Source organism: Sulfitobacter sp. SK025, from assembly GCF_003352105.1.
Classification (GTDB): domain Bacteria; phylum Pseudomonadota; class Alphaproteobacteria; order Rhodobacterales; family Rhodobacteraceae; genus Sulfitobacter; species Sulfitobacter pontiacus.
On the sequence record NZ_CP025808.1, the window covers coordinates 1,939,591 to 1,954,385 of the forward strand.

The window sequence follows — 14,795 nt, forward strand, 5'->3', positions numbered from 1 at the left end:
ACTATGTTTGGTATCACATTGATATCAAAATGGAATTTCATCATCCAGATCGCGCGAGGAACCGCGACCACCGTCGTTGCCACCGCCCGAGGGGCCACTGTCATAGCCGCCGCCGTAGCCGCCCTGATCCGACGGGCCACTGTCGTAGCCGCCACCGCCGCCGCCGTAGTTGCCACCACCACCGGAACCACCACCGTCGCGGCCATCGAGCATGGTCAGCGTGCCGCCAAAGCCCTGCAGGACAACTTCTGTGCTGTATTTGTCTTGACCGGACTGGTCTTGCCATTTGCGGGTTTGCAACTGGCCTTCGATATATACTTTGGAACCCTTCTTCAGGTATTGCTCTGCGATGCGCACAAGCCCTTCCTGAAAGATCGCCACCGAATGCCATTCGGTCTTTTCGCGGCGCTCGCCGGTGTTGCGGTCTTTCCATGTCTCGGATGTCGCGATGCGCAGGTTGCACACTTTGCCGCCGTTCTGGAACGAACGCACTTCGGGATCGCGCCCCAGATTCCCGATTAGGATCACTTTATTCACTGAGCCGGCCATGATGCCCCCATTTGCTGCAAGTTTACGGGCCACGCGCGAATCCCGCACGCGCCTTGGATTGGCCGACGTTATACCCAGCAGGGTTCGCGATAAACAGGGGGGGGGCGGGATTATCGCCGTTGCGACCCACGCAGATGTGACAGGGGGCAATAAAGGGTGGCACCAACGGGTCAGTTTGATATGGTCTGCGGGAATTGAGACTGCGTGGGGCAGGGACAATATGCGAATTGTATTAACGGCGGCGCTGTGCTGCCTTTCTGTGGGCGCAGCACCGGTTGCCGCCGATGTGTTTTCATCCAAGAACCGGACCAAGCTTTTTGCGTCCCAGACTAAGATTCTGGACACACGGGCATCAAAACAATATGCGGCCTCTGTCCGGTTGCAGCCACAACGCGTGGTCACCCCGACAAAATGGGACACACCCAAATATCGCGGCAAGTACAAGGGCGTCTATCTTGGCATGGCGCGCGAAGCCGCGATGCGCCACGGCATTCCGGCGGATCTCTTCTTGCGTCTCGTGCAGCAGGAAAGCGGCTGGAACCCTGCGGCGCGGTCGCACAAAGGCGCGCTTGGTCTGGCGCAGCTTATGCCGGAAACGGCGCGGATCCTGCGCGTGGATCCGACCGACCCCTACGAGAATCTTGATGGCGGTGCACGCTACCTCAAGCGCCAATATCAGGCATTCGGGTCATGGAACCTCGCGCTTGCGGCCTATAACGCGGGGCCGGGGGCGGTGAAGAAATACGGTGGCATCCCGCCCTACGCCGAAACCAAGAACTATGTGAAGGTGATCGCGGGTCTGTGATGCACCCCGATAAGTGGCTCTGAATAAAGTATATTTCGCCGCAGTATGCTGATTTCCGCTTGCCGTTTTGCGCGGCGATGGAACCATATCGCCACGGCTGATGTTCCCTTTCCACAGCGTCAGCAGGTCGTCTTCTACGGTCTGCGCGCATCAGGAAGATAAGGAGCATTCGCATGTTCAACTCAGTTAAATCGATCGCCTTGGCCACAGGTGTAAGCTTGGCCGCATTGTCCTCTGCCGCATTTGCGGACGAAAAGGTCGCCTTCTCCGCGATTGACGTAAGCTCGTCGATCAACGCCGCGCAGGACGCTAACGCGATGGAATATTACCCCCAGATCACAGAGGATCTGAAAGCCGCCGTGGCCGCCCGCGTCTTGGGCAGCGATGACGCCAGCGATCCGACGATCAACATCGACATCCGCAAGATCTCGCTGGATGGGGATACGATGCTGAGCGATAGTCAGGAATTTAACGAGATCGAAGGTGTGGTGGACATCACATCGCCCAATGAATCGATCGGCGCGCGTAGCTTCCCTGTGAATGTCGCCGCCTATTCGGTCGATCAGGTCGTGCCCGAGGGCTATGTCGCCGTGGCCCCGACCGAGGGTGTTTTTTACGAAGTGATGATCGACGGTTTTGCCGATGAGGTGGCCGAACAGGTCGGCAATCTGAACACCGCAGGTAGCGGCGTCAGCAAATAAGCCACCCTGCCTCGATCAGGCAGAAACGGCCATCGCACATGCGGTGGCCGTTTTTTTGATGCGTAGCCAAGGGTTCAGCGCGCCGGAACGTCCATCTCGATCACCGGCTCCATCGCCGCAAGCTGCGCGTCATCCAGATGACATTTCACCGTATGTCCCGCCGCCAGCGCCCGTAGCTCTGGCACTTGCGTCTCGCAAAGATTTCCCGGCACCCGAGATTTCCATCGGCAGCGCGTCTGAAAGGGGCAACCGGGCGGCGGGTTCATCGCCGAGGGGACATCGCCTTCCAGTACAATATGTTTTTTCTTCACCCGCGTGTCGGCAATCGGCACCGCCGACAGCAGGGCTTCGGTATAGGGGTGGTAGGGCGGAGAGAACACCTGATCCGTCGTGCCCAATTCGACCACATGGCCCAGATACATCACCATCACCCGGTCGCTGAGATAACGCACGATGCTCAGGTCATGGCTGATGAACAACAGACAGGTCTGTTGGGCCTGCTGGATCTCCATCAAAAGATCCGTCACCGCCGCCTGAACCGAGACATCAAGCGCCGACACGGGTTCATCCGCCACCACGATCCGCGCGTCTCCGGCAAAGGCACGGGCAATCCCCACGCGCTGTTTCTGCCCGCCCGACAGTTGGCGCGGCATGCGGCTGGCGAATTCCCGCGGCAGTTTGACCAGATCCAGCAGCTCCAGCATACGCGCCTTACGGTCACGCGCGGAGGTGCCCACGCCAAACACTTCAAGCGCGCGGATGATCTGGCGGCCCACGGTCATTGACGGGTTCAATGTGTCGAAAGGGTTCTGAAATACCATCTGGATATCAGCGACAGTCTGTGTCCCCCGATCCTCGATCGCGGTGGTGCCGATATCACGGCCATCCAGCAGCAGATGACCGGCTGTGGCCGTCTCCAGCCCCATAAGTACCTTGGCAAAAGTGGACTTGCCGCAACCGGATTCCCCAACGATGGCAAGGGTTTCACCCGCACGCGCTTCAAAGCTCAGCTCTTCGTTTGCTTTAACCACTTTGGTACCGGTGCCGCCAAACATCGAATGCGCCGCCACCTGATAGTATTTCTTAAGCTTGTCCATTTTCAGAACGACGTCGCCAACCTCGCCCTTCGACTTGGTCGCCGCTTGCGCCATCGGCGCGGACCAGTCGATTTCATCGTGGCGGATACAGCGGGTCGCGTGACGCGTGTTTTCGGGCACGTCCAGCATCGGAATGGCACCCTGATCGCAGCGCCCCGCGACAAAGTAATCACAGCGCGGGCCAAAGTTGCAACCCTCGGGGCGTTTATGGGGCAGGGGGAAATTGCCGGGGATAGCGATCAGCGGGCGCGCGGTCTTGTCGGCACCGGGCAGCGGAATCGACCGGAACAGAGCCTGTGTATAGGGGTGGCGCATGCCGTCGAATACATCTGCAATCGACCCGCGCTCGACCGCCTCGCCGGAGTACATGACACAGATGCGATCGCAGGTGTCCAGCACCAGCCCGAGGTTGTGGCTGATGAACAGCATAGAGGTGCCGTATTTGCGCCCCAGATCTTTGACCAGATCAATGATCGCTGCCTCGACCGTGACATCCAATGCTGTGGTCGGCTCGTCCAGGATCAGCAAGGATGGCTCTGACATCAGGGCCATAGCGATGACGATGCGCTGCTGTTGCCCGCCTGACAGCTGATGCGGATAGGCCTTGAGGATACGTTCGGGGTCCGGCAGCTTGACATCGGTCACCAGTTGCAAGGCGCGGGCATGGGCCTCGCGTTTCGACATGCCACCGTGGATTATCGGCACTTCCATCAGCTGCTGCCCGATCCGCATGGCGGGGTTCAAAGAGGCCATAGGCTCTTGATAGATCATCGCGATCTCGCTGCCCCTGATCTGACGCAACTCAGCGGCGCTCATCTGGGACAGATCGCGCCCCTTGAACTTGATGGACCCGCCCACGACACGCCCGTTCACCCCAAGGTCCTGCATTACGCCCAAGGCGACCGTTGATTTACCACAACCGGATTCACCAACCAGCCCCACAGCCTCGCCCGGTTTGACCGAGACCGAAAAATCCATCACCGCCGGAATTTCGCGCAGCCGTGTGAAGAAAGAGATCGACAGCCCGTCGATCTCCAGAATTGGCCCGTCATATGCCTCGCCCATGTCCAACTCCCTTACCTTCAACCGCAACCTTATATTTCATTTTGCCAAGTAAACTCCGGGGGTGCGGGGGCTGGCCCCCGCGGCGGTTCCCCCAAATCAATCCCGCAAACTCTCTTCGCGCAGCCCATCCGCGAGCAGGTTCAACCCCAGCACAAGGCTGAGCAAGGCTAGCGCCGGCGCGATTGCCGCATGGGGGTAGAGCGCCAGCAGGCGGCGCCCTGCGTTGATCGTGGTGCCCCAATCGGGGCTTTCGGATTCCAGTCCCAGCCCAAAGAACCCCAGCGTGCCAAGCAGGATCGTTGTATAGCCGATGCGCAGGCAGAAATCGACGATCAAGGGGCCGCGGGCATTGGGCAGGATCTCCCATAGCATGATGTACCACGGTCCTTCGCCGCGGGTCTGCGCGGCCGCCACATAGTCGCGTGTCTTGATGTCCAGTGCGAGCCCGCGCACGATGCGGAATACTGTGGGCGCATTGACGAAAACCACCGCGACAAAGACCACCAGCAACCCCGGCCCGATGTCGAGGAAATCCAGAAACGCAGGCAGGCCCGGGATCTCGTAGGTCTGGGTGCGCACCAAGGCTCCATCGTCCGAGATCATCGCGAGGTAAAGCCAGCCCACCAGGCCCAGTACCACGACCAGCACCGGCGTGCGGGTGCCTGGCTGCGTGCGCAGACGTGTGTTGAGCAGCACCCCTAGGAACACCAGCGGAAAGATGAACAGCACAATTGCCATGTAATTCGGCAGTCCGGTCAGCACGATCTCGGGGGTGACCAGAAGATAAAAGATCAAGATCACCGGAAAGGCGAGGATCAGATTGGCAAGAAAGCTCAGGAATACGTCCAGTTTGCCGCCATAATAGCCCGCAGGCAGCCCCAGCGTGATCCCCACCATAAAGGCAAAGACCGTCGCCATCGGCGCGATCTGGATCACCACCCAAGCCCCCTTGATCAGGCGGCTGAACACATCGCGGGCAAGGTTATCGCCGCCCAGCAGGAACCACGGGTAGTCGCCGTCCTCAGCGCGGGCCAGCGGTGTGCCGGGAAGCTTGTTCTTCATGCCCGAGGTCTGGCTGAGGCTGTCATGGGTCACGATCATGTCGAACACCCCGCCGAACAGCCCCGTATAGACCCAGAACATCACTAGCCCAAAGCCGATCATGCCAACGGTGCTGTCAAACAGTTTGCCATAAAGCCCCAGCCGGCGTTTGAAGGTGATCGACAGGGCAAAGGTCACGATCAGCGCAATCCAGACCGGCAGCAGACGTTGCGACATGCCGCCAAAGATGCCGGCCTCGGCGCCCATGAAAATGCCCCCGACGACATAGACCATCAGCAGCGCGGTCGCCGCCGCGATACCCGCGGTGGTGAGCTGCCCCAATCGGCGCGTTCCCGTAGGGGAAGTGGGCAGCAGGGGCCAGACCATCTGCATCGCGATGCCAAGCAGCACGACCAACACCGCGCCCCCCAGCAATGGGTTCACCCAGTCCAGCGCACCTGTCCATGTCAATGGGTCCATCTGCATTGTCTCCTCAGGTGATCCGGATGCGCGGGTTCAGCACGACATAGCCGATGTCCGAGATCAGCTGCGTTGTCAGCACCACGATCACCGACACGACCGACACGGCCAGCAACAGCTCGATGTCATTATTCGACGCGGCGCGGACCAACAGCCAGCCGAAGCCCTTGTAGTTAAAGAGGGTCTCGACGATGACGACTCCGTTCAGAAGCCACGGGATTTGCAGCATGATCACCGTGAACGGCGCGATCAGTGCGTTGCGCAGGGCGTGTTTCAGGACGATGTTGCCAAAGCTCACCCCCTTCAGCCGCGCCGTGCGGATGTATTGCGCGGTCATCACCTCGGTCATCGAGGCACGGGTCATGCGCGCGATATAGCCCATCCCGTAAAGCGAGATGGTCAGCACCGGCAAAAAGAAATTCCAGAAGGTCGCGTCTTTCATCGCACTGGCAGCGGAGCCCAGAAACAGCGTTTTGCTGTCGATCCAGCCCCAGTCGGCCAGCAGGGGCGACAGCCCAAACCGCGACGAGGCGAGCAAGGCGATGAACACGACACCAGAGACATATTCAGGCGTCGCGGTTGTCAGGATTGAAAAGGTCGACAGGGTCCGGTCCGTCCGCGACCCTTCGCGCATCCCAGCCAGCACGCCCACAATCAGCGCCATCGGCACCATCAGCAGGATCACGCAGCCCATCAACTTGCCAGTCAGCGCCAATCGCGTCAGGACAGTGGGGCCGACATCCTCTTGGAAAACAGTCGAAAATCCCCAATCCCCTTGCAAGATACCGCAAAAGCTGCGGCGGTCGCCCTCGGGCGTGTCCTTGGTAAAGCAGCGCCCGAAACGGGTGCCGTCCTCCTCTTGCGTCACCCATCCGGGCATGACGCCCAGCCATTGGCCGAATTTGACCGGCAGCGGGTCAAGATAGCCGCGATCCCCCAGATAGCTTGCGACCGCTTCGTCCGACATGCGGAAGTTGCCTTGGGTCTTGGCGAGCTTTTCGAGGTTCGGATAGAGGTTGGTCAGCCAGAACACGATAAAGGTCAGGCATAGCGCTGTTACCACCATCACGCCCAAACGGCGCAATATGAAAATACCCATGTGATGACCCTGTTGCGCGGCGGTACGGCGACACCTTGAAGGCGCGCGGCTGCGTTTGAATTTGTCGCAGCGCGGTCCGGCTTTTGCCGATACGTTGCGCGCTGCGCGGCTCCCTTATTGTCCGCTTTCCACCATGACATGGGCGGTGCGGATGTGTTTTTCTCGAATGCCAGTCAGCCACAGGTCGCGGTGGCAGGTCAACTCGGTACTTTGGAAAAGGCGCTAACCCGAGCGTCCTTGTGGCCACTGGTCCTGACGCGTCAGGCCGCCGTTGCCCGCAGGCGCGAGGGTGTGAGGCCCGTGTGTTGCTGCATGAACCGTGTGAAATAGGCGGCGGAGCCAAAGCCAAGGTGGCGCGCGATATCCTGTGCGGAATGCTCTGTCGTGCCAAGCAGGTGCCGTGCCTCATGCACCACCCGTTCGGTCAGGATATCCGCCGCAGTCTTGCCGGTGGCGGATTTTACGGCCCGTGACAGATGCGTCGGCGTGACCTCCAGGCTTTCGGCGTATTGCGCCATCGGCGCGCCGCTGCTGTAGCGTTCACAGACCATCTGGCAAAACCGCGCGCTGAGCCGTGCGGCGGCGTTGCGCCGGTTGGGCACATGTTCGTCCTGCATGATCTGGCGCCGCAGCCAGACCGACATCAGCGCCGCGTGCCCCTCTAACGCGTCATGATACAGCGGGCGCTTGGCCTGTTGTTCGCGCTGCGCGGCTTCGATCAGGCCGGTCAGTTCGGTCTGGGCCTGTACATCCCGAATACGCAGGTGGCGCGGCATTTGGGGCAGGCGCAGCTCGGTGCCGTCGGGGATCACCACCGCTTGCCCGATGCCCTGCCGCCCCATATCAAGGGCAAAGAGCGCACGGGCAGGGATAAACACCGCGTTATGCGCCCCCAAGCCGCGCCGCTGGCCGTCAAGCTGCAGCAACCCCTGACCGCGGGTGATCCAGATCAGCATATGCACAGGCCGGTCATGACAAAGCTGCACGCGCCAGTCCTGCCCTTGCGACAGTTGCGCCAGCGTCAGCAATTCGATCGTGTTCTCTGTCATTGCATGACCCTATCAGCAAAAGACAAGTGAACACTATCGTTATACAGAGATATGGAAAGATAAAGGCAGTAAAAGATAATTTCGCCGTTTTGGCAGCCGCGTGCTAGCCCGGCACATATTGCAGCCAATCGGCGGTGTTCTTGCGCATCCACGTGCGCTGCCGTTTGGCATATTGCCGTGTCGCGATGATGGCATCCTGTCGTGCCACGTCAAGCGGTGTTGCGCCGTCAAGGTAGCGCATCAGCTCGGGTACGCCGATGGCACGGTGCGCGGGCAGGGCGGGGTCGTAATCGGGGCGCACGGCGGCGACTTCGTCCAGCGCGCCTTGGTCCAGCATCTGGTCAAAGCGACGAATGATCCTGTCGTTCAGCCAGTCCTTTGACGCGGCAACGGCGACGGCCTGACAGCGCTCCATCGGCAGGACGGGCGGCGGCGTATCATCTTGCCACGCGGCCAGCCCGCGCCGTGTGGCTTGCTGCACCTCCCACGCTCGCTGGACGCGCATGGGGTTATAAAGATCGATGCGGCGCGCCGTCTCTGCGTCAAGCGCGTCGATCATCGCCGCGCGGGTCATGGTGTTGCCCACGGCGCGCACCGCATCGGGGGTCGGAGGAATGTCCACCAGCCCCTTGGTCAGCGCCGCGAAATAAAGGCCCGTGCCACCGACAATGATCGGGCGTGCGGGCTGGCGCAGCACCTCGGTCACCTCGCGCAGCCAGTGGCCGACCGAATAGGGGGCGTGCGCCGCGACATGGCCATACAGCAGATGCGGTGCCAAGGCCTCTTCCTCGGCCGGGGGGCGGGCCGAGATCACGCGCCAGCAGCCGTAGACCTGACTGGCATCCGCGTTCACAATCACCCCGCCCTGAGCCTGCGCAATCGCCAGCGCCAGCGCCGATTTACCCGACGCCGTGGGCCCCGCAATCAGGACAGGCGCGGCAGGGTCGATAGAGGAAACCACGTCAGAGACGCGGGACAGCGGGGCATCTGGCATTTCTTTGCGTGAACCTCTGACGGAGCATTGAATGTTTGCGCTATTTGCGACATTTTACGGCGCAATGAAAACCCCTCCCACACCCTGAAAGGTGCCCCCATGCCCGAGAGCCAGTCAAAAGTAACATTCAACCGGGTCATGCTAAAGATTTCAGGCGAAGCATTGATGGGCGATCAGGGGTTCGGGCTGAACCCGCCAACCGTGCAACGCATCGCGAACGAGGTCAAATCGGTTCACGATCTTGGCGTCGAAATCTGCATGGTCATCGGGGGCGGCAATATCTTCCGTGGGCTGCAAGGGTCGGCTCAGGGGATGGAACGCACCACCGCCGATTATATGGGGATGCTGGCCACCGTGATGAACGCGCTGGCGATGCAATCCGCGCTAGAGGAACTGGGCATCCACACGCGGGTAATTTCCGCGATCACAATGAACGAGGTCGCCGAACCCTACATCCGCCGCCGCGCCGTGCGCCACCTTGAGAAAAAGCGCGTGTGCATCTTTGCCGCGGGTACCGGCAACCCCTATTTCACCACTGATACCGCCGCGACGCTGCGCGCCAATGAAATGGCCTGCGAAGCGATCTTCAAGGGCACCAAGGTCGATGGTGTCTATGACAAAGACCCCGCCAAATTCGATGATGCCGTTCGCTATGATGCCGTCAGCTATGACGATGTGCTGCAAAAGCGCTTGGGGGTCATGGATGCCTCTGCCATCGCCTTGGCGCGCGACAACAACCTGCCGATCATCGTCTTCTCTCTGGACGAACCGGGCGGCTTCAAGGGGATTCTCGCGGGCGAGGGCACATACACACGGGTTCAGGGCTAGGCCCCAACCTACGATAGATGCGGGGCTCCCTATACAAGGGGGGCTTGATCGCGTTATATCGGTTCAAATCTAGATAGTTACAAAACCACCGGGGACATCATGTCAGACGATTTTATGCTGGACACAGACGATCTTGAGCGGCGCATGAATGGCGCGATCACATCGTTGCGCACCGAATTTGCCTCTTTGCGCACAGGCCGTGCCTCCGCCTCTATGCTGGAGCCTGTGATGGTCGACGCCTATGGCAGCAGCACGCCGATCAACCAGGTGGGCACCGTCAACGTGCCCGAGCCGCGGATGGTTACCATCAACGTCTGGGACAAGGCGCTGGTCGGCAAGGTCGAGAAAGCGATCCGTGAATCCGGTCTGGGCATCAACCCGCAGCTGAACGGCACGATCATCATGCTGCCGATCCCCGAGCTGAACGAGGAACGCCGCACCCAGCTGACCAAGGTCGCGGGGCAATATGCCGAAAGCGCCCGTGTCTCCATCCGCAACATCCGCCGCGACGGTATGGACCAGATCAAGAAAGCCAAGGCCGACGGCATGTCGGAAGACGATCAGAAAGTCTGGGAGGGTGAGGTTCAGGACATGACCAACAAGTTCATCGCCCAGATCGACGAGCAGCTTGAAAGCAAACAAGCCGAGATCATGCAGGTTTAAGTACCTTATTCGATGCGCGCGACCCCAAGGTCCGCGCATCGGCCTGCAGTTCGATAAGGATAGATGATGCCTGCTGCGACCGACCAGACCTTCCAGCTTGTCCCAGGGGCACCGCGCCATGTTGCGATCATCATGGACGGAAACGGCCGTTGGGCAACCCAGCGAGGGCGTCCGCGTCTGTTCGGGCATCATGCCGGTGCCAAGCGTGTGCGCGAAATCGTCGAGGCATGCCCCGATTTTGGCGTCGAGTATCTGACGATCTTTGCCTTCTCGACCGAGAACTGGAAACGTACTCAGGTCGAGGTGGCGGGACTCATGAGCCTGTTCCGCCGCTATATCACCAAAGAGACCAAGGCGCTGAAAGCCAAGGGCGTGCGCGTCCGGTTTATCGGTGACCGTGTCCGGCTGGATGCGAAACTGGTCAAGTTGATGAATGTGCTAGAGGCAGAGACGGCGGAAAACACCCGGACCCATCTGACGATTGCGCTGAACTACGGCGGTCGCGACGAGGTCGCGCGCGCGACGCAGCGGCTGGCACAGGACGTCGCAGCGGGTCTGCTCAGCCCTGAGGACGTCGACGAAGAAACCCTGCCGCGCTATCTGGATACCCATGTTTTGCCGGACCCCGATCTGGTGATCCGCACCAGTGGCGAGGCGCGGATATCGAACTTTCTGCTGTGGCAATCAGCCTATGCCGAATATGAATTCATTGATACGCTCTGGCCCGACTTCACCAAGGCCGAGTTTGGCAATCTTTGTGCGGCCTTTGGCAATCGCGACCGGCGCTTTGGTGCCGTGTCCTCCTGATCGTACGACGAAAGGAAAGCACTATGACACCTTCTTCGGAACGCTGGTCCGACCTCACGGCGCGCGTCGGTTCGGCGCTGGCGATGATTGTGGTCGGTCTGGGCGGCATCTATCTGGGCGGGCCCGTGTTCCACGTTCTCGTCGCAATCATTTGCGGCGTCATGGCGTGGGAACTGGTGGGGATGTTGAACCCGTCAAACCGCAGCGCGCGGATGCAGATGGGCTTGCTGGTGGGCGCGGCGACGCTCGCCGCGATCTACCTGCCCGTGGGCTTTGCCCTGCCGGTGCTGCTGGCCCCTGCGTTGGTGGGCTTTGGCCAGCTGGAAAAGCACCGCACCATTTTCATGTGTTTCACCGTGATGATCATGCTGGCCGGTTTCGGGCTGACGCAGGTTCGCGATGATTTCGGCTTTGGCTGGCTGATGTGGCTGGTGCTGGTTGTGGTGATAACCGATGTCGTTGGCTATTTCGCCGGACGTGCCATCGGGGGGCCGAAATTCTGGCCCAAGGTCAGCCCCAAGAAAACATGGTCCGGCACGGCTGCGGGCTGGATCGGGGCGGCGGCTGTCGGTTTCCTGTTCTCGATCAATACCGGTGTGGGCTTGCAGCTGGTCGGTGTCTCTGTCGCCATGTCGATGGCGTCGCAGATGGGGGATATGGCGGAATCCGGGATGAAGCGTCGCTTGGGGGTCAAGGACAGCTCTAACCTGATCCCCGGTCATGGCGGCTTGCTGGATCGGTTCGACGGTATGCTGGGGGCGGCGCTGTTCCTGCTGATCATTGGTCGTTTCCTGACCATCACCCCCGCGCTAAGCTGATCTTCACCCCATGAAGAAAGTCAGTATTTTCGGGGCCACGGGCTCTATCGGGCAGAACACCATTGATCTAATCTCGCGCGCGCCCGACGCCTATGATGTCGTCGCGCTGACCGGTGCCAGCAATATCGCGCAGCTGGCCGAAGATGCGCAACGTTTGAATGCGCAGCTTGCCGTCACGGCCCATGAGCACCTGCTGGACGACCTGCGCGACGCGCTATCGGGCACGGGGGTAGAGGCGGCCGCCGGACCCCAGGCCATCAACGAGGCCGCCGCACGCCCCGCCGATTGGGTCATGTCCGCCATCATCGGGGCCGCGGGTCTGGCACCGGGGGTGGAGGCGTTGAAACAAGGCGCGACGCTAGCCCTTGCCAATAAAGAGTCGCTGGTCTGCGCCGGTCAGCTGATGCTGGACACCGCTGCGGCACATGGGGCCACCATGCTGCCGGTCGATAGCGAGCATTCCGCCGTGTTTCAGGCCCTGATCGGCGAGGATATCTCGGCAGTCGAACGGATCATCATCACCGCCAGCGGCGGGGCGTTTCGCGATTGGCCGCTCGAAAAGCTCGCCGATGCCACGCTAGAGCAGGCGTCGAGCCATCCGAACTGGGACATGGGTCAGCGCATCACTATCGATAGTGCGTCGATGTTCAACAAGGCGATGGAAGTCATTGAAACGCGTGAATATTTTCGCGTGGACCCCGACCAGATCGAGGTGTTGGTGCATCCGCAATCTATGATCCATGCGCTGGTGGGCTTCAATGACGGTGCCTTGATGGCGCATATCGGCCCGCCTGACATGCGCCACGCCATCGGCTTTGCCCTGCATCACCCCGACCGTACGCATTTGCCGGTAGAGCGGCTGGATCTGGCAAAGATCGGCAGCTTTGACTTCCGCGCCCCCGATGACATCCGTTGGCCCGCCCTGCGCCTCGCGCGCGAGGTGATGGCGCGTGGTGGCATGGCCGGTGCGGTGTTCAACGCCGCCAAAGAGGTCGCGCTGGACGGGTTTATCGGCGGCAAGCTGCGCTTTCCCCAGATGGCCGAGATCGTCGAAGACACGATGGAAGCGCTTTTCCCTGACAATGGGGTGATCGATGCGGCCATCACACTTGATAACGTCGCACAGGTGGACCATCTGGCAAGGCAGGCCGCATGGGCCGCAATAACAAAGAGGGCAGGGTAGAGTTTTGGATATTATGGCATTGATCCCGCAGTTTGGCGGGCTGATCTGGACGCTTCTGGCTTTTGTGATTGCGCTGTCGGTGATCGTCGCGATCCATGAATACGGTCATTATATCGTCGGACGCTGGTCCGGCATCCATGCCGATGTCTTCTCTCTCGGGTTTGGCCCTGTGATCTACAGCCGCTTCGACAAACGCGGCACCAAGTGGCAGATCGCCGCGCTGCCCTTTGGCGGCTACGTGAAATTCGCGGGCGATGCGGATGCGGCCTCGGGCAAGGATGTGGCCGCGATGGAAGCGGCCGAGGCAGACCCCAAGCGGTTGCGTGCCACCATGCACGGTGCGCCGCTTTGGGCGCGTGCAGCCACGGTCGCTGCGGGGCCGGTGTTCAACTTTGCCCTGTCCATTCTGGTTTTCGCGGCCATCGGCCTGTCGGTCGGCGTGCCGCGTGATCCGATGACCGTCGGGGAATTGTACCCCCTGCCGTTTGAACAGAATGAACTGGTGGAAGGGGACGAGATCGTCTCTATCGGCGGGGTGACCCTGCCGCCGGTGTCCGATGCCACCGCCTATGCCGACGCCTTCGCCAGCATCCCGCTGGACCAGCCGCTGCCCTATGAGGTGAACCGTGGCGGGGAGGTCGTGACCGTGGATGGGCCTTACGTCATGCCATCGCTGGTCAAGCAGGTGATGCCGCAATCCGCGGCCTATGAGGCCGGTCTGAAAAGCGGCGATGTGATCACCGCGGTTGACGGGGCAGAGATCTTCGCCTTCCGCCAGTTGAAGACCGCTGTTGAAGCGTCTGAAGGCACACCGCTTGAACTTGATATCTGGCGCGACGGGGAAACGCTGGACATCACCCTGCGCCCCAAAGTGACGGACGAACCGCAGCCAGACGGCAGCTTCAGGTCGCAGATGCGCATTGGCATCGTGGGCGGCACCGCCTTTGACACCGCCACGACGAACCCTGGCGTACTGACAGCGCTCTGGGGTGGGGTAGAGAACACAGGCCGGATCATCAGCGGGTCGCTATCGGGTCTCAAGCATATGATCGTCGGCAATATCAGCACCTGTAACCTGAGCGGTCCGGTGGGGATCGCGCAAACCTCTGGCGCGATGGCGTCGCAGGGCGCGCAAAGCTTCATCTATTTTATCGCGGTGCTGTCGACGGCGGTCGGTCTGCTGAACCTCTTCCCGATTCCGGCGCTGGATGGCGGGCATCTGGTGTTCTACGCCTATGAAGCCGTGACCGGCAAACCACCCAGCGATGGCGCGTTGCGCATCCTGATGACCATTGGTCTGACCTTGGTACTGGGGTTAATGGTCTTTGCCTTGGGTAACGATTTATTCTGCCCTTAGGCGATATTTTGCCGCCTAAAGGGGGGTAAAAAGTTACAAAAGTCTTATTGCTGCCTTAATTGGTCAAACGAGCGCCGCAATCGCCTGCGATATTCGATCCAAGTTACAAAGGATACGAGTATGCAGACGTTCAAGACAAGTTATCGCGGTTTGAGCCTTTTGGTTGATCTGAACTGGGACCGCGCTTTGTACTTCGGCTTCCTGATCGTCGCGCTGACCGCCGGCGCGTGGATCGGCGCATAACGCCGTTCTCTCTCCC

Annotated in this window: 15 protein-coding genes; 9 read left to right on the top strand and 6 right to left on the bottom strand. The window is 60.6% G+C overall.

Annotated features, from left to right (window positions below; all coding sequences use genetic code 11):
• Nucleotides 1-24 precede the first annotated feature (24 nt).
• Nucleotides 25-549 (bottom strand): single-stranded DNA-binding protein, encoded by a 525-nt coding sequence (locus C1J04_RS09415; protein ID WP_005853386.1) that lies wholly within the window; start codon nt 547-549, stop codon nt 25-27.
• Between the two features lie 220 nt (nt 550-769).
• Here C1J04_RS09415 and C1J04_RS09420 point away from each other — a divergent pair, with 220 nt between their 5' ends.
• Together C1J04_RS09420 and C1J04_RS09425 are read left to right on the top strand one after the other, a co-directional pair.
• Nucleotides 770-1,354 (top strand): lytic transglycosylase domain-containing protein, encoded by a 585-nt coding sequence (locus tag C1J04_RS09420; protein WP_050766230.1) that lies wholly within the window; start codon nt 770-772, stop codon nt 1,352-1,354.
• Between the two features lie 173 nt (nt 1,355-1,527).
• Complete coding sequence (locus C1J04_RS09425; protein ID WP_009826984.1) at nt 1,528-2,055, top strand: hypothetical protein; 528 nt, start codon at nt 1,528-1,530, stop codon at nt 2,053-2,055.
• A 74-nt stretch (nt 2,056-2,129) separates the two neighbouring features.
• Here the strand turns inward: C1J04_RS09425 and C1J04_RS09430 are convergent, their stop codons facing one another.
• From C1J04_RS09430 to miaA, 5 genes are all read right to left on the bottom strand, one after another.
• Nucleotides 2,130-4,217: a dipeptide ABC transporter ATP-binding protein gene (locus C1J04_RS09430; protein ID WP_009826985.1), complete on the bottom strand. Its 2,088-nt coding sequence runs from the start codon at nt 4,215-4,217 to the stop codon at nt 2,130-2,132.
• 96 nt (nt 4,218-4,313) lie between these two features.
• Nucleotides 4,314-5,738: an ABC transporter permease gene (locus C1J04_RS09435; RefSeq protein ID WP_037954718.1), complete on the bottom strand. Its 1,425-nt coding sequence runs from the start codon at nt 5,736-5,738 to the stop codon at nt 4,314-4,316.
• A gap of 13 nt (nt 5,739-5,751) precedes the next feature.
• On the bottom strand, nt 5,752-6,837 hold the full coding sequence (locus tag C1J04_RS09440; protein WP_037954420.1) for an ABC transporter permease: 1,086 nt from the start codon (nt 6,835-6,837) through the stop codon (nt 5,752-5,754).
• A gap of 260 nt (nt 6,838-7,097) precedes the next feature.
• Nucleotides 7,098-7,886, bottom strand: coding sequence for an AraC family transcriptional regulator (locus C1J04_RS09445; protein WP_009826988.1), 789 nt, complete (start codon nt 7,884-7,886; stop codon nt 7,098-7,100).
• Between the two features lie 103 nt (nt 7,887-7,989).
• Complete coding sequence (miaA, locus tag C1J04_RS09450) at nt 7,990-8,880, bottom strand: tRNA (adenosine(37)-N6)-dimethylallyltransferase MiaA (protein WP_009826989.1); 891 nt, start codon at nt 8,878-8,880, stop codon at nt 7,990-7,992.
• Nucleotides 8,881-8,979: 99 nt separating this feature from the next.
• Between miaA and pyrH the strand changes: the two genes are divergently transcribed.
• The 7 genes from pyrH (at nt 8,980) to C1J04_RS19690 (ending at nt 14,779) form a co-directional block, all read left to right on the top strand.
• Nucleotides 8,980-9,708, top strand: coding sequence for a UMP kinase (pyrH, locus tag C1J04_RS09455; RefSeq protein ID WP_009826990.1), 729 nt, complete (start codon nt 8,980-8,982; stop codon nt 9,706-9,708).
• 99 nt (nt 9,709-9,807) lie between these two features.
• A complete protein-coding gene (frr, locus tag C1J04_RS09460; RefSeq protein WP_009826991.1) occupies nt 9,808-10,371 on the top strand; it encodes a ribosome recycling factor in 564 nt (187 codons plus the stop codon).
• A 63-nt stretch (nt 10,372-10,434) separates the two neighbouring features.
• Nucleotides 10,435-11,178 (top strand): polyprenyl diphosphate synthase, encoded by a 744-nt coding sequence (uppS, locus tag C1J04_RS09465; protein ID WP_005853406.1) that lies wholly within the window; start codon nt 10,435-10,437, stop codon nt 11,176-11,178.
• Between the two features lie 23 nt (nt 11,179-11,201).
• Nucleotides 11,202-11,996, top strand: coding sequence for a phosphatidate cytidylyltransferase (locus C1J04_RS09470; RefSeq protein ID WP_009826992.1), 795 nt, complete (start codon nt 11,202-11,204; stop codon nt 11,994-11,996).
• A gap of 10 nt (nt 11,997-12,006) precedes the next feature.
• Nucleotides 12,007-13,179: a 1-deoxy-D-xylulose-5-phosphate reductoisomerase gene (gene dxr / locus C1J04_RS09475; RefSeq protein ID WP_009826993.1), complete on the top strand. Its 1,173-nt coding sequence runs from the start codon at nt 12,007-12,009 to the stop codon at nt 13,177-13,179.
• Nucleotides 13,180-13,192: 13 nt separating this feature from the next.
• The gene (gene rseP, locus C1J04_RS09480) at nt 13,193-14,536 is read left to right on the top strand and encodes an RIP metalloprotease RseP (protein ID WP_254693834.1); all 1,344 of its coding nucleotides are present in this window, start codon (nt 13,193-13,195) and stop codon (nt 14,534-14,536) included.
• Between the two features lie 120 nt (nt 14,537-14,656).
• Nucleotides 14,657-14,779 (top strand): hypothetical protein, encoded by a 123-nt coding sequence (locus C1J04_RS19690; RefSeq protein ID WP_302667114.1) that lies wholly within the window; start codon nt 14,657-14,659, stop codon nt 14,777-14,779.
• Nucleotides 14,780-14,795: the final 16 nt, after the last annotated feature.